Source organism: Actinoplanes sp. TFC3 (assembly GCF_001553785.1).
GTDB lineage: Bacteria > Actinomycetota > Actinomycetes > Mycobacteriales > Micromonosporaceae > Actinoplanes.
The window spans coordinates 257,036-277,091 of record NZ_LOJP01000001.1; the positions used below are offsets into that span (position 1 = coordinate 257,036).

Sequence of the window (20,056 nt, forward strand, 5' to 3'; positions counted from 1 at the left end):
CTCTCGGAGGCCCCCGTGTTTCCCCCGCCCGACTATAGCGCCTACTTAGGACAACCGTTCGAAAATGCGGGTGGTGGCCGGCGATGACGAATCAGGCGACTTCACTCGACCGTAAGACAATGACCACCCCGGCGATGTGGGTCTTCGCCGTGGCCGCTTCCGCCCTGCCCGTTGTGCTGCTGGGCAGCATCCCGGCGACGTATGCCACCACCGGCGTACTCGCCGTACCCCTGGTGTTCCTGCTCATCGGGGCCGTCGTCGGTTTCCTTTCGGTGGGCTACACCGAGATGTCGCGGCAAGCGCCGCACCCCGCCGTCTATTACGCGGTGGTCGGGCGGGGGCTCGGCAAATCCGCCGGGGTCGCGGCCGGAATCGTCGCGCTGGTTGCGTACAACGGTATTCAGACTTCTCTCTACGGCCTTTTGGGTGCCCAGCTGTCCGACACGTTCGGCGGCAAATGGTGGGTCGGGGCGCTCATCATCGCGGCGCTCATCGCGCTGTTCGGCAGTAGCGGCATCGCCCGTTCCACCGTGGTTCTTTCCTTTGTGCTCGCCGTTTCGGTGCTCATCGTGGTGCTGTTCGTCATCGCCGCCGTGCAGAATCCCGCTGCCGGCTACAACCCCGATGGCTTCAGCACCGCCGGGCTGACCGGTGGTGTCGGTGGCGCCGCCGCCTACGTGCTCGCGTCGCTCATGGGTTTCGAGGCGGGCGCCAGCTTCTCCGAGGAAGCCCGCACCCCGGGTGGTCCCGGCCGCTCCGTCACCGCCGCGCTCACCGTGCTCGTGCTCGTCTACGCCGTGACCTCCTGGGCGGTCGGTGTGGCGGTCGGCCCCAAGCAGGTCACCGCGGCGCTGCCCGACCCGATGACCGCGTTCGACAAGCAGTACGGCCCGCTGATGCCGCCGTTCGTCACCATGGTCCTCATCTTCGCGATCATCACGTCGCTGCTGGCGCTGCACTCCATCGCCGCCCGGTACGGATTCGCCATGGCACGCGAGGGTGTCCTGCCGGCCTGGGTGCGTAGCACCGGGCGGGACGCGCGCACCGGCGCTCCGGTCGGTGGCTCGCTGTTGCAGAGCGGCATCGCGGTCCTGGTCATCGTGGTGTTCGCGGTGCTCGGCCTGGACCCGCTGGCCTCGCTGTTCGCCTGGTTCTCCACGCTCGGCGCGCTCGGCCTGCTGTCGCTGCTCATCGTCACGTCGATCTCGGCGATGCGTTACCTGCGCGCCGGTGGCCCGGCCCCGGCAACCGCGTGGAAGCGCGTTTTCGCCCCGGGTCTGGGCGTCATCGGCGGCCTGGTGGTGCTGGTGCTCATGGTGGTCAACGTGGACGCGCTGCTGGGCAGTGCGCCCGGCTCGTCGGCTCCGCTGATCATTCCCGCCGTGGTGGTCCTGTTCGCGATCGGTGGTCTGCTGTGGGCCGCCTACCTGCGTAGTTCGCGTCCCGAGGCCTGGCAGCAGATCGGCCAGGGGCAGGGCAACCGGCACGCCGTACCGGCGGCTCGGCTTGCGGACATCGAGCTCTAGGAAAGGCGTCGTGACTCAGCCCCCCGCATCCTCGCGTTCCGGTCGGCACCACATTCCCTCCGACCCGTATTCGCAGAGCTCCTGGCCGGCCGGGCCGCCGCCGTACCAGGAGCCGCAGCAGCAGTGGCAGCAGTGGCAGCAGCCTCCGCCGCAGCAGCCTCCGCCGCCGCAGACCCCGCAAACACCCCCGCACCAGGCCCAGAACTACAGCCAGCCGTTGCATCCGGCCGCCGAACCGCAGGGCCTGTCGGCTTCGGTACGCGGCCGCGCCCTCGACCGCGCGATCCAGGTCAACGCCTCGCACGCTCGCAACGCCGCGGACCGCACCGGCACGCGCGACGCGCTGGGGGAGCACGCGCTGATCCTGTTCTCCGTCGACGAGTCGGCTCGTCCGTTCCGGCTGAGCACCGCCACCCGGCTGGACTACGAGGAGCACCGCGGCGAGGACTTGCCCGCGCTGCTCAACGAGCTCAGCAACCACGCCTGGAACCAGATCCAGACCGCGTACCGCACCGGCAAGCGCTGGGATCCGCGTACGCCCATGGACGGCCTGGTGCTGCGCAGCGACTCGGTCACCCCGGAAACCGAGTACATCGGGCTGGCCATCTCCACCCTGGACACCCCGACCGCGCCGTGGCACGAGACCAAGCGCAACGTGACCAGCGCCGACGGGCTCAACCTGGCCGGGCAGGGCTACGTCTTCCTCAAGGACGGCACCGCCATGTACTTCCTGCGCGCCGCTCAGGTCGGTGGTACCGGCGGAGGCAGCGGCCAGCATGTGATCATCACCAACCGGGTGGTGCACAGCATCTACCGCCCGCGCCTGGACAACGACCTGCCGGGCAACGCCACGCCGCGCGACGCCCCGGTGTGGCAGGGCCTTGAGAAGTTGCACCACGTGTTGATGAGCGCATGACCGGGGCGCCGCAGGACCCCGCTCTCGCTTGGCTGGACAAGGCCGCGTCCCTGATCAGCGGCCACCCCGTCAACGTCGACGAGGTCCTCGGCGCCACCCTCGCCCAGCGCGAGGAAGAGGCCGAACGGCACATGTTCTTCCCGACCGGGCCGGTCGGTGATTTCGCTGCGCTGCGCCCGTTTCAGGAGGTGCTCTGGAACAACATCGGCAGCGCGGGCTCCAACCCGCCCGGTGGCAACCACACCAAGAGCCTGGAGCGGGCGCTGCTTGAGTGGGCGGCGAACCTGTTCGACCTGCCGGCCGACGACTGGTGGGGGAACGCGACCACCGGGGGCACAGCAGGCAATCGCGCGGGGCTGCTCACGGCCAGAGACAGATTCCCTCGTACGCCGTACGGCATGACCACCGCCGTCGCCTACTACTCGGCGGCGGCGCACTACAGCGTGCCCAAGATGTTGCATGAGCTGAACATCCCGGCGGTCCGGGTGCACACCGACGCCTACGGGGAGTTGGATTACGAGCACCTGGCTCGGTCAATTCGCCCCGATGCATCAGCCATCGTCACAGTTACCGCTGGTACCACCATGACCGAGGCCGTCGACGATCCCCGCCGGGTGCACGAAGTCCTCGACGCGGCCGGAGTTCCAGGCCGCTATGTCCACTGTGACGGCGCGCTGAGCGCAATCCCCTTGGCGCTGGACATGGAGCTGATCACTGAGGGAGTCGACTCGGTCTCGCTCAGCGGCTACAAATTTCTGGGTACGCCCAGAGTCTGCGGCCTGGTCGTCGGGCGCAACGCGGCGAGCCGTCGCAGCCAGCACGTCTCGTATATCGCCTCGATCGACGACACCCCGGTCGGCAGCATCGACGGGCTCCCGATCGCGATGATGTGGTACACCGTCGCCACCCACGGCAACGAGGGCCTGCGCGACCAGGCGTACGCGGCTCGGCAGCTCGCGTCGTACGCGGAAAATCGTCTGAACGCGGTCGGCTGGCCGGCCTGGCGCCACCCGTGGGCCTTCACCGTCGTCTTCCCGACCCCGCCGGCCAGCATTCAGCAGCGCTGGCCGCTCGCCACCGACGCGAACGGGCAGAGCCACCTGGTCTGCATGCCGCGCACCACAAAGGAACAGGTGGACGCGTTCGTGGCGGAAATGGCGGAGGTGGGCTGGCACCGCGCCTCGGCGTAAGGCCCTGGGCAGAACAGGGATTACTCTGCGGTGGCGGACCGGCGCAGCGCCACCACGGCGATGTCGTCGGCCTGCTCGGCCTCGCCGGCCAGGCGGACCAGCAGGCGCTGGCAGAACGCGTCAAGACTCGGTTCGACGTCGGCGGCGCACTCGGCCAGCGCCGTCAGGCCCACGTCGATGTCGGAATTCCGGCGTTCGATCAGGCCGTCGGTGTAGAGCACCAGGGTGCCACCGGGCGGAAGGATGAACTCCAGATCCGGCGGCCGGGGCGCGTTGATGCCCAGCAGCGGGCCTCGCGGGGCGAGGAAGTTCGCCCCGGAACCGGCGACGTGCAGCAGCGGTGGCAGGTGACCGGCGCTGGCCAGCCGGACGTGACCGGTGTCCGGTTTCAGGGTGAGCAGGCACAGCGTGGCCGACTCGGCGGGCAGCACCGTACGCATGAACCGGTTGACCAGCTCCAGCACCGCGCCCGGCGGGTGCCCCTCGACGGCGTACGCGCGCACGGCGTGGCGCACCTCGGCCATCACGGTGGCGGCGTGCAGCGAGTGGCCGGCCACGTCACCGATGGCCACGAGCAGGCGTCCGTCCAGCATGGTCAGTTCGTAGAAGTCGCCGCCGACCTCGGTCTGGGCGCCAGCCGGTTCGTAGCGCACGGCCAGCTCCAGCCCGGGTAGGTCGGGCAGGCGGGACTGCAGCAGGCTGCGCTGCAACGTGACGGCGATGCGGTGTTCCTCGTCGAACGAGCGCTGCGCCTCCACCGCGGCGGCCACGGCCTGGGAGAGCTGACGCAACACCGGGTTGCCGGGACTCTGCGAGCTGGCGGGCACGGCAACATAGACGGGGGTACGGTCACTGCGCAGCCGGGCCGACGCGACCGCCACCTGCTCCCTGTCGGCCCAATCGACCAGGCTCCAGGCGGACGGCTCTTCTGTCCGTACCGTCGAACCCACAGCCAGTTCCTGGTGCTCGACGGTCCAGGGGCGCACGGCTGCGGTGGCGCCTGCGGACGCGGTAGCGGCCAGGCCCTCACCCTCGGCGGTCTCGGCGACCACCACTGTCGGACCACCGAAGACTTGGAACGCACCGTCGGCGGCGGCCTGCAGCAACCCGGCCAGCGTCGGCGCCGAGTTGATGGCCAGCGTGGTCTCGGCCAGCTTGAGCATCCGCGCGGCGAGGGTCTCGGCGCGCTGGCGGGCCCGGTAGTAGCGCAGCACCGCCTGCGACGTGGCGATCAGCTCATCCGGCTCGATCGGCTCGACCAGGTACGCGTCGGCACCGCGGTTGAGGCCCTGGGTGCGATCCACCACGTCCACGGCGTGCGCGGACACGTGGATGACCGGCAGCACGCCGTGCACCGGGTCGGTCTTGATCCGCTCGCAGACCTCGAAGCCGCTCATGTCCGGCAACTTGACGTCCAGCACCACGAGGTCGATATCGGCGCCGCTCTCGGCCAGCACCGTCAGCGCGGAGGTGCCCGTCTCCGCCTCGATCACCGTGAACCCGGCGCGCGTCAGCCAGCTCACCAGCAGATATCGCTTGGTGGCGCTGTCATCGACGACAAGGACGGTGGCCGGGGTCATGGGTTCACCGGCAGCGAAACGGTGAAGGTGCTGCCCTGACCGGGGGCCGAACTGACGTGCAGGGCGCCGCCGAGGATGCCGACCAACCTGCGGGCGTACGGCAGTCCCAGGCCCGTGCCCTTGCCACTGAGGGCCTTGCTGCCGGGCACCTGATAGAACTCCTCGAAGATGCGTTCATGCAGTTCGGGCGGTATGCCTGCGCCGGTGTCAGCCACCGCGAACCGGACGTCGTCGCCGGCCGGGACGACGCTGAGGCGCACCGAACCCTCGGCGGTGAACTTGATCGCGTTGGTCAGCAGGTTGCGCAGCACCTGGGCGAGCAGCACCTCATCCGAGCGCAGCGTCGGCACCTGCGGCTCCTCGACCACAAACTCGACCTCGGGGCGGGTGGCCAGCGGGCGCAACGTGCCGCGCAGCTGACCAAAGACCGCCTTGAGATCCACCTCGGACCAGTGCGGCTCGACCCGGCCGGCCTCGGCCTTGGCCAGGTCGAGCAGGTCGTTGACCAGGGTCAGCAGATCGCTGGCTGAGCCGCGGATCAGTTCCACCTGGCGGCGCTGCTCCTCGGTCAGATCGTCGGACGACTCGTCGGTGAGCAGCCGGCCGAGCCCGATGATGGCCGTGACCGGTGCGCGCAGCTCATGGCTGACGTTGGCCAGGAACCGGCTTTTGGCCTCACTCGCGGCCCGTAGCTGCACCGACTTCTCGTCGAGCTCGGCATACAGGGCCACCACGCCACGGTTGGTCTCCTCCAACTCGTCGGAGAGCTGGTGATAGAGCGCCATCACGCCACGGTTGGTCTCCTCCAGCTCGGCGTTGAGCCGGGCCAGGTCGTCGCGTTGCGCGCGGACCTCGTTCAGGGCCACGATGAGCTGCTGGTTCTGCACCGAGAGCTCATCGAATGGCGTGCCGGGGACATGGCTGGACAGGCGATTGCGTATCTCATCCATACGACCGTCGCTCAGCGCCGGCGCGCCCATGGGGAGGCGACGGGACATCCGTACGACCGTGCCAGGCTCGCCATGGGTTACCTCCATCGTGTCGACGAGACGGCGCACCTGCGTCAGCTGCGCCTTGAGACGATCCGCGTCGCCGGGCATCTGGTGCGCCATCTCCACCTGCAGAGTGGGTACCCCACTTGCGAGCGCTACGAACGCCACATCGGTATCGCGTCCCGCGGTGAGCAGCAACCGTCCCACTTCGCTGACCGCCGTGGCCAGCCTGGTCTGGTCCTGCGCCTCCAGCCCGACCTCGCGGGCCACCTCGCGGCCGAGCTGACGGGCCACGAAAACATCCTGCTCAACCCGGATCCGCATCCGGATCAACGGCTCGGCTCTCATGGCACCCGCGCGACGAGCACGCTGGCATCATCGCGGCGGACCCCCGCGTCGCGCAGCACGGTCGCTGCGATGACCTGCGGTGAGTGCATGAGCAAACCCGGATAGTCGTACGGGTTCCAGCGGTCCACCAGGCCGTCGGAGTGCATCAGCAGCACGGCGTCGCGGTCCAACGGGTAGTCGTACTCGCGGATCTGGCGCTTCTGGTGACCGGCGATGCCCGGCAGCGACACCAATCCCTTGCGGGTGCCGTCGCCGGCCAGCAGCGTACCGCTGATGTTGCCGAGCCCGCAGTAGCGCAGCACCGAGCGTTCGACGTCCAGTTCGGCCACGGCCAGCGCGGCTCCCCGGGTGTGCGAGAGCGCGCGGTGCAACGCCTCCACCACGGCGGCCGGTGGTATCGCAGCGGCGGCATGGAAAGCGTGTACGGCCTCCTGCGCGGCGGCATGGGCGAGCCGGCCGTGCCCCAGACCGTCGCACACCAGGACCTGATGGCGGCCGCCGGCCTCGCGGATCGCGTACGAATCCCCGCTGACCGGTTCGCCGGTGAGCGGGCGGGTCAGCCCGGCCGCCCAGGAGCGCTCCGGCTCCCCACCGGGCCAGACCTGCGCGGCCAGCACCGTGCCCTTGCCCGGCACCGAATGCATGTCCGACCAGCTGGCTTGGCGCAGGATCGCCCCCAGCCCGATGCCCAGCGTGCCCGCGGTGGAGTGCCCGTCGCCGACCGCGCGCAGCACATCGCTCATGCCCGGCCCGCTGTCGATCGCGATGAGTTCCACGCCCGCGCGGGTGCGAGCGCGGACCGCGCGGACAAGCATCACGCCGCCCTCGGCGTGCTTGACCAGGTTGCCGGCGGCCTCGGCGACCACTATCGACAGGTCGGCGATGTCCTTGTCCGCAATGCCCAGCTCGGTGGCGAGCCGTTCGGCGGTGCGGCGCACGGCAGCGGCAGTGGTGGCGGCCTCCACGCGGAACCACAGGCCGCCGTCGAGCAAGCCTTCCTCGATGTCGCGGCGCCGGCCACCGGAAGGTAGCTCGGCGGACGGCTCGGATTGGGACGCCACTGCGCCTCCGCTCATCGGCACCACTTGGTCACGCTGATGGTCGTACCGCGGCCGGCCTCGGTGTCGATCTCGAACTCGTCGACCAGCCGGCGGGCGCCGCTGAGCCCGAGGCCCAGCCCGCCGCCGGTGGTGTAGCCATCGGTCAGGGCCAGGTCGAGGTCGGGGATCCCGGGGCCCTGATCGGCGAACACGATCTTGACGCCGGCCCGGCGCCCGTTCTCGACGCGCAGCACCTCGACCGAGCCGCCACCACCGTAGACGAGGGTGTTGCGGGCCAGCTCGCTGGCGGCGGTGACGACCTTGGTCTGGTCGACCAGTGACAGCTTCACGGCCACGGCCGTGGCGCGCACGAGCTGGCGGACCCGGACGACATCCTGGTCGGAGGTGACCTCGATCCGCTCGGCGGCCGCGACGCCATCCCGGGTCGTCATGGGGCGGTGACCGCCGGTTCGTCCTCGTCGTCCCCGCTGTCCCCGGCCTCCCAGTCCAGCTCGGCGCGGGCCTTGGCCAGCAGCTCCATGCCCAGCTCAACGTTGAGCGCGGTGCGGATGCCGGGCAGCGACAACCCGAGTTCGACCAGCGTGATGGCCACCGCCGGGCGCATCCCGACCACGACGGTGTCGGCGTCGAGCACCTTCGACACCGAGGCGATGGTGGCCAGCGTGCGCCCGACGAAGGAGTCGACGATGTCCAGCGCGCTGATGTCGATGATCACGCCGTGGCAGCCGGTGGCCACGATTTTCTCGGCCAGATCCTCCTGCAACTGCAGGGCTACCTGGTCCTCCATGTCGATCTGGATCGACACCAGCAGGATGTCGCCGATCTTGAGTACCGGTACGCGATCCATCGGATCAGCGCTCCTGCCGCTTGGTGGTCCCCGTCAGTTTCAGGACGTAGCGCAACGCGTCGGCCAGCGAAGCCTTGGTAGCGATGTCGCCGAACTCGATGCCCAGCGCCACGATCGTCTGGGCGATCTGCGGGCGGATGCCGGAGATGATGCAGTCGGCGCCCATCAGCCGGGCGGCCACCACGGTCTTGAGGATGTGCTGGGCGACCTGGGTGTCCACCGCCGGAACGCCGGTGATGTCGATGATCGCGTACGGCGAACCGGTGTCGACCAGTGACTGCAGCAGCCGCTCCATGACCACCTGGGCGCGAGCCGAGTCCAGCGTGCCGACCAGCGGGACCGCGACCACGCCCTCCCACAACTTGACCACCGGGGTGGAGAGCTCGAGGAGCTGCTCGGCCTGATCGGCGATCAATTCCTCGCGGACGCGCACGTAGCTGTCGAACGTGAACAGCGCGGCCCGGTCGATGAACGTGGAAAAACTCACGTAGTCGCGTAGTGACCCCGCATCGTCGGTGTTCACCACCCGCAGGATCGCGTCCTTGAGCGTGAACACGCTCACCGCAGTCTCGTTGGCGCTGAAACCCTGCCGCGCCCGCAGGCTGGAGAGCTCGCTGAGCTGCGCGCGCAACTCAGCCGCCGCGTCGTCCGCCAGGTCCAGGGCGCCGCCGAAGAGCGCTGACTGGAAACCTTTTTGCAGCTCAGTGACCTGACGCTGGAGTTCGGCATGGCTCAACCGGCCCCGCAACGAGTGGGCCACCTCGTCGGTCCAGGCCGAAATGACCGCTTCCGCATGCGTCGCGAGCAGGTCAGCGAAGCTATTTCCCTCTTGCGAACTCAGCATTTTCGCTGCCTCCCCGTACCTTCCGCCGGGCTGGGCCTCCCGCAGGTCGCGGGCAGCCGCGCCGGACTTTACCATCGGGGCGTCCTTTGCTTGTCCTAGGCCAACTATTAAACCCATGGTCAGCAGGGTCTCCCCGTTCTGCGGGCCAACCGCAGCGTGGAGTAACGTTCAGCGCATAACTGGGAGGTCCTGAATGTCACTGACGGTACAAACGGAACAGCGCGGGGACGTCGTCGTCGTGTCGGTCGGTGGCGAGCTCGACATGGCCACCGCGCCGCAGCTGCAGGACCAGATCAGCGACCTGCTCGAAAAGGGTCGCACCCGGCTGGTCTTCGACCTGGCCGACGTGTCGTTCTGCGACTCCACCGGCCTGTCGGTGTTCGTGCGCGCCAAGAACAGCACGGATGACGCGGGCGGGGTCGTGCGGCTGGCCGCACCACAGCGTGGCGTGCTGCGCATCCTTGAGGTCAGCGGGCTGGTCGAGGTGCTGCATACCTACCCGACGGTGGATGAGGCTGTGACGGCTGAGGAGCCGGCGCTCGACTAGGCCTTCACCGGCCACTTCGTGGGACGGCCGATCGGCGTAGTTTGTCGCGGATCGGCGGTGGGCAACTGCGCCGTGAACCCCCTCGGTCCCTGACGCAGGAGTGTGCGTGAGTCCCATGCTCAAAGGCTTCAAAGACTTCATCATGCGCGGCAACGTCGTCGACCTCGCGGTCGGCGTGGTCATCGGTGCCGCGTTCACGGCGGTCGTCACCTCGTTCACCAACGCGTTCCTCAAGCCGCTGATCCAGCTCTTGGGCGGCGGCAGTGGCGTCAACGCGGGCTCTTGGACGATCAACGACGTCAAGTTCGACTACGCGTCGTTCATCAACGCGCTGATTACGTTCCTGCTGACCGCCGCGGTGCTGTACTTCCTGGTCGTCTTCCCGCTCAACAAGCTCGCCGAGCGTCGCAAGCGGGGCGAGGAGCCCCCGCCGGAGGCGCCCAGCGAGGAGGTCAAGCTGCTGACCGAGATCCGCGACGCGCTGGTGCGCCAGCAGGTCGCCCCGGGAGCGGTGAACGACATCCTGGGACGCCACCAGGACCAGCGCTGATCCGGCCCACCGGTCGGCGCTGATCCTGGCCTCCGGCCGGTGCGGCTGATCAGAAACCTGGCCCCTCCCGGCACTGTTCGAACAATTGTTCGATACAGTGCCGGGATGGAGCAGCGCAAGCACTGGTGGAACGGAAAATGGGGACACGTCGCCCGCAAGGACGTCTACCTGCGCACCAGCGGCGACCAGTGGTACGTCGAACAACGCGCTGGTGGCACCGACGGCGTCTCCCACTTCTTCGAGCACGACTCGGAGGAGGCCGCCTGGGACATGGTCCGGGTGCTGCTGGCCGGCCCGGATGAGTGGCGGGAGCTGTCCGTCCGGCCTCGCCGCTGAGTCCTATGCCGCTTCCTGGTGGTCGTCGTACCGGGCAGTGAGCGGGCCGGGTTGCACAAGCCGCAAGCGCGGCGGACGCGGTGCCTCCACCTCGTCGTCATCCTCGACCAGATGCCAGCCTGTGCCGACGGGTACCCGGCTTCCCGGCGGCTGAGCGAAACCGCCGCCCACCCGGGACAGCGCCACCACGATCAGGTAGCCGACGATGACAAAGCCGTGGCTGACCAGGCGCTCGGCATCAACCCGGGCGGCCGAGAGATCGTTTACAGACAGCAGCAGAAGCATGCCCACGAACGCGGTCAGCATGGGGACCAACCCGGTCGGGCGGTTCCGGCGCAGAGCGATGAAGAGGTACCCGGCACCGACAGCTACGTTCCAGGCTGCGGACTCATGCCAGAGGTGGCCCGGGGTGGCGTCCTCACCGGTGTGAACGTGCAGGCTGCTCGTACCGCCACCGATCTGGGCCAGGCCGAGGATGAGCTGCACGGCCCCGACCGCCGCCAGCGCCACGAAGAGGATGATTGCGGCTCGCGCTTGCCGGTTGGCGGGCGGTTCGCTGCCTAGGACCACTGCTCGCCGCTTGAACGTCCCCCCGCGCCGCTTGAACGTCCCACCGACGCGACGCCCAGGTTGTGCGCCCTCGCCGGCCTCGGCTTTGAGTTCGGCTCCGGCTTCTTCGGCGTGCAGGGCGGCCAGGATCGCGCCGGTCAGGTCGGGTACGTCCGTGACCAGCCCGGTACGCGTGAGCCGGTTGACCGTAGCGGCCCGATCCAGCCACTCCCGGCATCCGGCACACCCAGCCACATGCTCGCCGGCCCGCGCCCGGTCGGCCGGATTGTCCTCGCCGTCCAACTGGGCGGACAGCATCTCACGCCACTGCTCACACGCCATACCCTCAATAGTCGCGCGCGGCGCGAGGTAAGTTCCCCACCGCCGGGTACCGATATCAGGCGCCGCCCTGCTCTCCGGTCCCGCCCAGCAACCGCCGCCGTTCCCGGAACGCCCGCAAGTTAGCCGTATTGCCGCACGTGCTGACGTCATGCCATACCCCGCTGTTGTTACGCGAAGTATCGAAAAACGCAGCCCGGCACTCGACGTTGTTGCACAGCTTCAACCGCGCCCACAACCCCGCCTGCTGCGCCAGCAAAGCCTCCGCCCACAGCGCCGACGCCAGCCACCTTGTCCCTCGCCCCGCAGGCACGATCCGGACCCATCCGTCCGCCTCGGGAACCAGGGTCACCGGTACGTCGGCAGGTGGCAGCGAACCGTCATGTCCCTGCTCACGGCCGTTGCCCGTCAGGATGATGCCTTCGAACGTGGTCCGGAGCCGGCGCAGGGAGCGCATGTCGGTGGACGACAGCAGCAGGACCGGCGCGGGCAGGGCCGACACGCGGGACCAGGTGGCCAGGGACTCGGTGAGCCAGCGCTGGGCGTCGTCGGGGCCGGCGAGCAGGTCGGGGGCGTATGACATGGTGCCCCGGGTGTTCAGGAAGTCTTGCAGCAGGGCGAGGCCGGCCGGCGCCTCGCGTACCCCGTGCCGGGCGCTCGCCTTCCATGACATAGGCGAAGGGTACTTGATTCTTTTTCACACCCGCATCCCCGTCGCTCGTACGGGCTCTTGGGCCACGGGTTTGCGCTGCTCGGCTTGACTGGGCAATGAACGGACGGGAAAGTTTCTCGCGTGTGATGATCGAGGGCAAGGAGGGGATTGTGGTGCGCAAAGCTCTGGCTTTCGCCGTGGCGGTGGCTGCGGTGACAACGTTCGCGACCGCTTGTGACTCGGGTGGTAGCGACACTGCGGCGCCCGCGAACTCGATTTCCACAGCGCCATCCACAGCCCCCAGCGCGCCGGCCGAGACCACTCCGCCGCCCGCCGAGCAGCCAACCGAGCAGCCGACCGAGGCGCCGGAACGGCTTCGCAGCGGCGCTAAGGGGGATCGGGTCGTGGCGTTGCAGAAGCGCCTGGCCGAGCTGGGTTACTGGAACGGCAAGGCGGACGGCACCTTCGGCGGGCAGACGACCCAGGCGGTCTACGCGCTGCAGAAGGCGGCGGGCCTGTCGCGCGACGGCGTGGTTGGCCCCAAGACCGAAAAAGCCCTGGACCAGGGGGTACGTCCAAAAGCCCGGAGCCGGAGCGGCTATGTCATCGAGATCAGCAAGAAGCGTCAGCTTCTGATGCTCGTCAAGGACGGCGAGGTGACCCAGGCGTTCAACACGTCGACGGGGTCCTACGAGCGCTACGAGCAGGAGGGTGCGACTCACGTCGCGGCCACGCCCAGTGGCAAGTTCACGGTGTCCCGCCAGATCGACGGCTGGCGTAACGCGCCCCTGGGCCTGCTGTGGCGCCCCAAGTACTTCAACGGCGGCATCGCGGTGCACGGGGCGAACAGCGTGCCTCCGTACGCGGCGTCGCACGGGTGTGCCCGGCTGTCCATCGCGGCGATGAACTACCTGTGGAGCAACGACAAGATCCCGCTCAAGACGAAGGTGTGGGTCTACTGAGCACCACCCCGCTATTCTGACATTTCGGTCATCACGGGAAGCGTGGTGCGCGGGTGGTCAGGCCGGAGCGCGGCTGAAGGTGACGCTCGCGGGGTGAACGGGGTGGCAGCATGACGCATGCGGTACCGGCGACGACGCTGCCGGACGAGCTGAAGTGGGCGCTGGCCGAGGCCGGCAAGGAGTGCGTGCCTGCTGCCCCGGGTTGGTTCCGGGCTTGGCCCACGGCCGACGAGAAGTGGTCGGTGGTGAATGTCCGCGGTGCCACCCAGGTGGTCGTCAACCACAGCCGCGAGAACGAACGGCATCCGAACAGCTGGACGGTACGAGCACTGTTCGGCGACAAGGCAGTGGAACTGCGAGTCGGGCCGTACGACAGCAAGGAACAGGCCATCTGGGTCGCCCATGCCGTGCTCAACCTGGCGTTTTCCGACAGCGGAAGCTGAACCACGCCGGTCGGGTGACGCCACCGGTTTGCGCGGCCCAATAGGGTGTGCACGTGAGCGCGGCGACCGTTGATCAGCTTGCCGAAGTGGTCGATCGGGTGGGGAAGTTGATCTCCTCCGTCCAGCCTGGCCAGTGGGGCGATCCGACGCCGTGCCCGGAATGGGATGTGCAGGCGCTGGTCAGGCACCTCGTGCTGGGCAATGTCATGGACACTTCCGGACTGCTGACGCGCCCCCCGACGTACCGTGAGCTGCTCGCCGGCTTTGATGAAACCGCGGCCGGGCTGGTGGAGGCGTTCGGGCAGCCGGGCATCCTCGACCGCATCCTGGAAGTGCCGTTCGGGCGGGTCGACGGGCTGATGGCCCTGCACCTGCGGCTCACCGAGCTGATCGTGCACGGCTGGGACCTGGCCCGCGCGACCGGGCAGCAGGCCGACTTCCCCGAGGACGTGGTGACCCAGGAGCTGGGCTTCACCGCCCGGGCCCTCGCCGCCATCCCCGAACCCGTCGGCACCCCGCAGTCCGCACCCCCGCTCGACCAACTCGTCAGCTCCCTCGGCCGCGTCGCCTGACAAAGGCCGTTCCGCGCGAGGCCGTTTGGCGCGAGGCCGTTTTGGCGCGAGGCCGCTTCGCACTATTCCGTTTCGCGCGAGGCCGTTCGTGCGAGCCGTTTTGCGCGACTGGCGGCGTCAAGGGACCCAGCGAACGCAGCGCCGTCAAGGGATTCGGCGAACGCAGCGCCGTCGAAGAACCCGGTGAACGTACCGGCCGGGTGCCTTGACTTCGGCTATTCACTCAGTGAATAGTACCGGCCATGTCGACCTCGCACGTGCTTCTCGGCCTGCTTTCCGGCGGTGCCCGGCATGGCTATGAGCTCAAGCGGGCCCACGACGACCGCCTCCCGCAGGCCAAGCCGCTCGCGTTCGGCCAGGTCTACGCCACGCTGGGCCGCCTGGAGCGCGACGGATTGGTCGAGCAGAGCGGGCAGGATCGCGATGCCGGCCCGGACCGCACCTCGTATTCGCTGACTGGCGCCGGCCGCACCCGGCTGGCCGAGTGGCTGGCCGCGATCGAGTCGCCCGCTCCCTACGTGACCAGCACCCTGTTCGCCAAGGTCATGGTCAGCCTGCTCGTGGCCGGCGAGGAGACCACTACCGGCTACCTCATTGCCCAGCGCGAGGCGCACGTCGCCCGGCTGCGTGAGCTGACCGGGATCAAAACCGCCCGCGGTGCCTCGGCCGGGGACGTGGTGGCCGCCGACTACGCCATTGCCCATCTGGACGCGGACCTGCGCTGGTTGCAGACCACGCTGCTGCGCGTCGCCGAACTCAACCAAGAGGTGAACTCGTGACCGCACTGCTGCAAGGTGCCGCACTGCACCGAAGGTACGGGCGCACACCCGCCCTGCGCGGCGTCGACATGGAGGTGGCCGAGGGCGAAATCGTGGCGGTTACCGGGCCCAGCGGCTGCGGCAAGTCCACGCTGCTGCACTGTCTCGCCGGGCTGCTCAAGGTGGATTCCGGCGGGGTGAGCTACCGGGGTCAGGACTTGGGTTCGCTCAGCGAGGCGGCGCGGTCGCGGCTGCGTCGCACGGAATTCGGAGTGCTGTTCCAATTCGGCCAGCTGGTTCCGGAGCTGACCGCCGTCGAGAACGTTGCGCTGCCGCTGCTGCTGGCCGGTTCGCGGCGGCGGCAGGCCCGCAAGGTTGCCGGTGAGTGGCTCGATCGGTTCGGCGTTGCCGAGCTGGCCGACAAGCTGCCCGGAGCCATGTCGGGCGGTCAGCAGCAGCGCTGTGCCACGGCTCGGTCCCTGGTCACCGAGCCGCGGGTGCTGTTCGCCGACGAGCCGACCGGAGCGCTGGACGTGCTGACCGGGGAGCGGGTGCTGAGCGAGATCGTGCACGTGGCCCGCGAGCGCAGCATGGCGGTCGTGCTGGTCACCCATGAGCCGCAGATCGCCGCGTATGCCGACCGGGAGATCGCGCTGCGGGACGGCGTGGTTGACCCAAGCGGTCTGGGCCTGAGGATGCCCGCGTGAAGCCCGCGACCCTGGCCCGGCTCGCGGTCGCCGGGAACCGCACCGATCACCTGCGCACGGCCCTGACAGCGATCAGCGCCGCATTGGCAGTCGTGGTGTTGCTCTGCGCGGCGACCGTGTTCACGATCCACGGCGGAGACGAATACGTGACCGAAAACGGCGAGTCTCTGCGTACGCCCGGAGCCAACTATTCCTCCGCTCTGCTCGCCGAGGCCGGGCTGCGCCCCGGGGTGGGCATCGCGCTGATCCTGCTCGCGCTGCCCGTGCTGGCCCTGGCCGGGCAGTGCATCCGGCTCGGTGCCCCGGCGCGGGATCGCCGGCTCGCCGCGATCCGGCTGGCCGGGGCCACCCCCGGCGAAGCGGTGCTGATCGCCGGCGCCGAGACGGTGATGGCCGGGGTGCTCGGGTCGATCGGTGGGCTGGGGATCTTCCTGCTGCTGCGGGTGCTGCTCGAACGCCGTAACGCCGAGGGTCAGCTGCTCCTGCCGGCCGACGTGCTGCCCCCGGTGCTGGTGATCGTGGTGCTGCTCGCGCTGGTGCCGGTGCTGGCTGGGCTGGTCGGAGCGCTGCTGCTGCGCCGGGTGGTGATCAGCCCGCTCGGGGTGGTCCGGCGTACCCGTGAAGATGGTCCCCTGCCGTGGCCCGGTTTCCTGATCTTCGCCGGTCTGGTGCTGTTCCAGGCGGCCGAGTCGGTGAAGTGGATAAACAACGACGTCAACCGGGTGGCAACCGCGATCGGCAGCGGCATCCTGCTGGTGATGCTCGGCGTGGTGCTGGGCACCGGCTGGATCACCCACACCACCGGGCGGCTACTGCAGCGTCACGGCCGTCGTCCCGCCATGCTGCTCGCCGGGCGCCGGCTCATGGCGGACCCGTGGAGTGGCAGCCGGACGCTTGCCGCGCTGCTCGCCAGCGTGGTGTTCGGGGCCATCGCGCTGGGCTACCGCACTGAACTGAGCACCCAAGCCGAGGCGTACCGCCGCTTGAACGCCCTCACCGGGAACGAGGGAAGCGGGCTCGGCGGGTCGGAGGGCTTCTACACCGGGGCCGTCGACTTGGTCATGGTTGCGATCGGCATCGGGGTGACCGTGGCGGCGGCGGGCATGCTGGTTTCGCTGGCCGAGGGCATTGTGGCGCGGCGGCGAGCCTATGCGGCTTTGACTGCTGTGGGCGTACCGAAGAAGACGCTTTCGGAGTCTGTGCTCTGGCAGTCGCTTCTGCCGTTGATCCCGGCGCTGGCGCTCGCGTTGGTGGCTGGGGCCGGGATTGCCCGGTTGTCCGGGTCAGAGGTTGCGGCGGGTCAGGTTCGGCTCGCGGTGCCCGTACCGCTGGAAAGGCTTGCCCTGCTTGGCGCCGGGGCCTTCCTCGCCATGCTCGTGGCAACAGCGATCGGTCTGCTCGTTCTACGCTCAAGCACCGAGGTGGAGGAACTGCGCGCGGGGTAGAGCCGGTGCCCTGCCCCGCGCGTCACGCTCAGGCCAGGCCGACCGTGTCCAAGGTCCAGGCGACCACGAACGCCTCTTCCTTCCACGAGTCGTAACGACCGCTCGGGCCGCCGTGACCGGCCCCCATCTCGGTCTTGAGCAGGTAGGACCCGTCCGGGGCGGTGGTTCGCAGGCGCGCGATCCACTTCGCCGGCTCGTGGTACAGCACCCGGGTGTCGTTGATGCTGGTCACCGCGAGGATCTTCGGATAGTGCTGCTTTACGACATTCTCATAGGGGCTGTACGACTTCATGTACGCGTAGACGTCCGCGTTCTCCAGCGGGTTGCCCCACTCCTCCCACTCGGTGACCGTCAACGGCAGCGACGGGTCGAGGATGGAGGTCAGCGGATCCACGAACGGCACCTGTGCCACGATCCCGGCGAACGCGTCCGGGGCCAGGTTGGCGATCGCGCCCATCAGCAGGCCGCCGGCCGAGCCACCGCGCGCCACGATCCGGTCGGCGCTGGTCCACTCCGAGCGGGCCAGCGTCCGGGCGGCCGCGATGAAGTCGGTGAACGTGTTGCGCTTGGTCAGCATCTTGCCGCTCTCGTACCAGCCGCGCCCCAGCTCACCGCCGCCACGCACGTGCACGATCGCATAAACCAGGCCGCGGTCCAGCAACGAGAGCCGGGCGATGGAAAAATACGGATCGATACTGATCTCGTACGAGCCATAGCCGTACAGCAGCAGCGGCGCACTGCCATCACGCGGCACATCCTTGCGCGCCACGATCGAAATCGGCACCTTGGTGCCGTCGTCGGCGATGGCCCACTCGCGGAACTGCTCGTACTGCTCCGGGTCGTAGCCGCCGAGCACCGGCTTGCGCTTGCGCAGCTCCATGGCCCGGGTGATCAGGTCCACGTCGTACACCGAGTCCGGAGTGACCATGGAGGTGTAGCTGATCCGCACGATGTTGGTGTCGTACTCCGGATTGCCGCTGAGCCCGACGCTGTACAGCGGTTCCGGGAACTGCATGTCGTAGCTGTCGGTGCTGCCGTCGGCCAGCACCCGCAGCCCGGTCAGCCCGTCGCGGCGCAGCGAGACCACCAGGTGCCGCTGGAACGCGTCGACCGACTCCAGCCGGGTACCCGGGGTGTGCGGGATCAGCTCGACCCAGTCGCCCGGATTGTCAGCCGAGGTGTACGCCAGCGCGAAGTCCTCGGCGTTCTCGTTGTGCAGCACCAGGAACCGGTGGCCGTGGTGCTCGATCGAATACTCGACGCCCTGCACCCGCTCGCGGATCAGGGCCGGCTCGGCGGTCGGGTCCTCGGCGGCGATCACCCGTACCTCGGAGGTGACCTTGCTGTTGGCGTCGATGACGATGAACTTCTCGCTGCGGGTCAGCTCGACGCCCACCCAGAAGCGCTCGTCCGCCTCCTCGAACACGATGACGTCGTCGGCGGCCGGCTGCCCGACGATGTGCCGCCAGACCCGGTAGGGCCGCCAGGCCTCGTCGACGGTGATGTAGAACAGCGTCGAGCCGTCGGCCGACCAGGCGCTGCCGTAGAACGTGCCGGGCACCTCGTCGGCCAGTGTCTCGCCGGTGACCAGGTCCTTGACCCTGAGGATGAAGCGTTCGTCGCCGTCGAAGTCGACCGAGTAGGCCAGCCGGTTGCCGTCCGGCGTGACATCGAACGTGCCGAGCGCGAAGAACGCCTTGCCTTCGGCGAGCTCGTTGCCGTCCAGCAGCACTTCCTCGCCGGGCAGCGGGGCCCCGTCACCGGTGGCGGGCGGTTCGACGGCGCCGGGGGCGGCCGGGACGCGGCACTGGATGCCGTACTGCTTGCCCTCGACCGTGCGGGTGTAATACCAGAAGGCGCCCTTGCGCTGCGGCACCGAGAGGTCCGTCTCCTGGGTGCGGCCCTTGATCTCTTCGAAGATCGTGGTCTGCAGCGGCTCCAGGTGCGCGGTCGCCCGTTTCGTCCAGGCGTTCTCGGCTTCGAGATAGGCGACCGTCTCCGGATTCTCCTTGTCGGCGAGCCAGGCGAACTCGTCGGTGACGGTGTCGCCGTGGAAAGTGCGCTCGGTGGGGACCTGGCGCACTGCGGGCGGGGTCGTGGGCATGTCAGTCGTCACGCTTGCCCACGTTACCGGGCGCTCGAAGTCCACGAGGTGCCCTACACTCTCCCCGAGTCATTCGAACATGTGTACGATGTGCAGAGTGGACGATCTCCAACCGGACTTATGAGCGGGGGAGCAGGTTATGGACCCGAAGCAACCACGGCTCCCCGCGCGTGAGCCGGTGCTCCGAGCCCTGATCGACATCTGCGGCCCCGATTTTGCCCGCCCGGCCACCATCGCCGACTCGGTGGCCGGCCGCCTGGCCAGCTTCGTCGCCACCCCGGCCACCCCTCGCGCGGTCGCCGCCACCATGCGCCTGGCCGCCGAGCGCGGCCTCGCCGTTGTCGCCCGCGGCTCCGGCTCCAAGCTCGACTGGGGCAAGCCCCCGCCCGGCGTCGACCTCATCCTCGACACCGGCCGGCTGAACGGCATCTGGCACCACAACCGCGAGCAAGCCACCGCCGAGATAGCCACCGGCACCGCCATCCGAGCCATCCAAGCCGCGCTCGCCCTGCGCGGCCAGCGCCTGGCCGTTGACCCGCCCACCCCTTCTGCCACCCTCGGCGGCGTCCTCGCCCGCAACGAAGCAGGTCCGCTCCGCCATCGTTTCGGCACCCCCGCCGCCCAGGTGCACAAGGTCACCTACACGACCCGCGACGGTCACGAGGCGGAGTCCGACGGCGAAAACGGCAGCCCCGGCATCGCCGAAATCGACGGCGTGCTGCTGTCGGCCACGGTCCACGTCGAGCCGCTCCCCGAAGCCCGCCGCTGGGTGCGTACCCCGGTGCAGG

Annotated in this window: 22 protein-coding genes; 13 read left to right on the forward strand and 9 right to left on the reverse strand. The window is 69.1% G+C overall.

The features are described from left to right. Positions 1-119 precede the first annotated feature (119 nt). The 3 genes from TFC3_RS01175 to TFC3_RS01185 are packed head-to-tail and all read left to right on the forward strand — an operon-like array spanning position 120 to position 3,632. Entirely contained in the window at positions 120-1,526 is a 1,407-nt protein-coding gene (locus tag TFC3_RS01175) for an APC family permease (protein ID WP_236717923.1), read from the forward strand. Positions 1,527-1,536: 10 nt separating this feature from the next. Continuing rightward, the gene (locus tag TFC3_RS38460) at positions 1,537-2,442 is read left to right on the forward strand and encodes a hypothetical protein (protein WP_067494384.1); all 906 of its coding nucleotides are present in this window, start codon (positions 1,537-1,539) and stop codon (positions 2,440-2,442) included. After that, on the forward strand, positions 2,439-3,632 hold the full coding sequence (locus tag TFC3_RS01185) for a pyridoxal-dependent decarboxylase (protein WP_067494387.1): 1,194 nt from the start codon (positions 2,439-2,441) through the stop codon (positions 3,630-3,632). Before TFC3_RS38460 ends, TFC3_RS01185 begins: the two co-directional genes overlap by 4 nt. 20 nt (positions 3,633-3,652) lie before the next feature. Here TFC3_RS01185 and TFC3_RS01190 read toward each other — a convergent pair whose 3' ends face one another. Genes TFC3_RS01190 through TFC3_RS01215 form a run of 6 tightly spaced genes read right to left on the reverse strand, consistent with a single transcriptional unit; the run spans position 3,653 to position 9,304 of the window. Further along, the gene (locus tag TFC3_RS01190) at positions 3,653-5,212 is read right to left on the reverse strand and encodes a SpoIIE family protein phosphatase (protein ID WP_067494390.1); all 1,560 of its coding nucleotides are present in this window, start codon (positions 5,210-5,212) and stop codon (positions 3,653-3,655) included. Further along, complete coding sequence (locus TFC3_RS01195; protein WP_067494393.1) at positions 5,209-6,552, reverse strand: sensor histidine kinase; 1,344 nt, start codon at positions 6,550-6,552, stop codon at positions 5,209-5,211. Before TFC3_RS01195 ends, TFC3_RS01190 begins: the two co-directional genes overlap by 4 nt. Then, positions 6,549-7,628: a SpoIIE family protein phosphatase gene (locus TFC3_RS01200; RefSeq protein ID WP_082772335.1), complete on the reverse strand. Its 1,080-nt coding sequence runs from the start codon at positions 7,626-7,628 to the stop codon at positions 6,549-6,551. The genes TFC3_RS01195 and TFC3_RS01200 overlap by 4 nt, the downstream gene beginning before the upstream one ends. After that, complete coding sequence (locus TFC3_RS01205; RefSeq protein ID WP_067494396.1) at positions 7,625-8,044, reverse strand: ATP-binding protein; 420 nt, start codon at positions 8,042-8,044, stop codon at positions 7,625-7,627. The genes TFC3_RS01200 and TFC3_RS01205 overlap by 4 nt, the downstream gene beginning before the upstream one ends. Further along, positions 8,041-8,460: an STAS domain-containing protein gene (locus TFC3_RS01210; protein WP_067494399.1), complete on the reverse strand. Its 420-nt coding sequence runs from the start codon at positions 8,458-8,460 to the stop codon at positions 8,041-8,043. The genes TFC3_RS01205 and TFC3_RS01210 overlap by 4 nt, the downstream gene beginning before the upstream one ends. A gap of 4 nt (positions 8,461-8,464) precedes the next feature. Beyond that, positions 8,465-9,304 carry an STAS domain-containing protein gene (locus TFC3_RS01215; protein WP_067494402.1) on the reverse strand — a complete coding sequence of 280 codons (840 nt, stop codon included), beginning with the start codon at positions 9,302-9,304 and terminating at the stop codon, positions 8,465-8,467. Between the two features lie 193 nt (positions 9,305-9,497). Here TFC3_RS01215 and TFC3_RS01220 point away from each other — a divergent pair, with 193 nt between their 5' ends. The 3 genes from TFC3_RS01220 (at position 9,498) to TFC3_RS01230 (ending at position 10,737) form a co-directional block, all read left to right on the forward strand. Next, entirely contained in the window at positions 9,498-9,851 is a 354-nt protein-coding gene (locus tag TFC3_RS01220) for an anti-sigma factor antagonist (protein WP_067494405.1), read from the forward strand. A 115-nt stretch (positions 9,852-9,966) separates the two neighbouring features. Next, entirely contained in the window at positions 9,967-10,401 is a 435-nt protein-coding gene (gene mscL, locus TFC3_RS01225) for a large conductance mechanosensitive channel protein MscL (protein WP_067494408.1), read from the forward strand. A 105-nt stretch (positions 10,402-10,506) separates the two neighbouring features. Further along, positions 10,507-10,737: a hypothetical protein gene (locus TFC3_RS01230; RefSeq protein ID WP_067494411.1), complete on the forward strand. Its 231-nt coding sequence runs from the start codon at positions 10,507-10,509 to the stop codon at positions 10,735-10,737. A gap of 3 nt (positions 10,738-10,740) precedes the next feature. On the opposite strand, the gene TFC3_RS01235 is transcribed toward TFC3_RS01230, so the two are convergent. Both TFC3_RS01235 and TFC3_RS01240 read right to left on the reverse strand, forming a co-directional pair. Further along, entirely contained in the window at positions 10,741-11,628 is an 888-nt protein-coding gene (locus TFC3_RS01235; RefSeq protein WP_067494414.1) for a zf-HC2 domain-containing protein, read from the reverse strand. Between the two features lie 55 nt (positions 11,629-11,683). Beyond that, positions 11,684-12,298 (reverse strand): CGNR zinc finger domain-containing protein, encoded by a 615-nt coding sequence (locus TFC3_RS01240; protein WP_067494417.1) that lies wholly within the window; start codon positions 12,296-12,298, stop codon positions 11,684-11,686. Positions 12,299-12,447: 149 nt separating this feature from the next. Here TFC3_RS01240 and TFC3_RS01245 point away from each other — a divergent pair, with 149 nt between their 5' ends. From TFC3_RS01245 to TFC3_RS01270, 6 genes are all read left to right on the forward strand, one after another. Next, positions 12,448-13,239, forward strand: a complete 792-nt coding sequence (locus TFC3_RS01245) for a L,D-transpeptidase family protein (RefSeq protein WP_236717924.1) — start codon at positions 12,448-12,450, stop codon at positions 13,237-13,239. Positions 13,240-13,349: 110 nt separating this feature from the next. Further along, positions 13,350-13,682 (forward strand): hypothetical protein, encoded by a 333-nt coding sequence (locus tag TFC3_RS01250; RefSeq protein ID WP_067494423.1) that lies wholly within the window; start codon positions 13,350-13,352, stop codon positions 13,680-13,682. A 53-nt stretch (positions 13,683-13,735) separates the two neighbouring features. Continuing rightward, positions 13,736-14,254, forward strand: coding sequence for a TIGR03086 family metal-binding protein (locus TFC3_RS01255; protein ID WP_161952514.1), 519 nt, complete (start codon positions 13,736-13,738; stop codon positions 14,252-14,254). Positions 14,255-14,496: 242 nt separating this feature from the next. After that, on the forward strand, positions 14,497-15,033 hold the full coding sequence (locus TFC3_RS01260) for a PadR family transcriptional regulator (protein WP_067494429.1): 537 nt from the start codon (positions 14,497-14,499) through the stop codon (positions 15,031-15,033). Continuing rightward, positions 15,030-15,719 carry an ABC transporter ATP-binding protein gene (locus TFC3_RS01265; RefSeq protein WP_067494433.1) on the forward strand — a complete coding sequence of 230 codons (690 nt, stop codon included), beginning with the start codon at positions 15,030-15,032 and terminating at the stop codon, positions 15,717-15,719. The genes TFC3_RS01260 and TFC3_RS01265 overlap by 4 nt, the downstream gene beginning before the upstream one ends. After that, positions 15,716-17,164, forward strand: a complete 1,449-nt coding sequence (locus TFC3_RS01270) for an FtsX-like permease family protein (RefSeq protein ID WP_067494436.1) — start codon at positions 15,716-15,718, stop codon at positions 17,162-17,164. The genes TFC3_RS01265 and TFC3_RS01270 overlap by 4 nt, the downstream gene beginning before the upstream one ends. A gap of 28 nt (positions 17,165-17,192) precedes the next feature. On the opposite strand, the gene TFC3_RS01275 is transcribed toward TFC3_RS01270, so the two are convergent. Further along, a complete protein-coding gene (locus tag TFC3_RS01275) occupies positions 17,193-19,280 on the reverse strand; it encodes a S9 family peptidase (RefSeq protein ID WP_067505692.1) in 2,088 nt (695 codons plus the stop codon). 127 nt (positions 19,281-19,407) lie between these two features. Between TFC3_RS01275 and TFC3_RS38955 the strand changes: the two genes are divergently transcribed. After that, a partial coding sequence (locus tag TFC3_RS38955) for an FAD-binding oxidoreductase (RefSeq protein WP_236717925.1) occupies positions 19,408-20,056 on the forward strand: 649 nt, incomplete at its 3' end.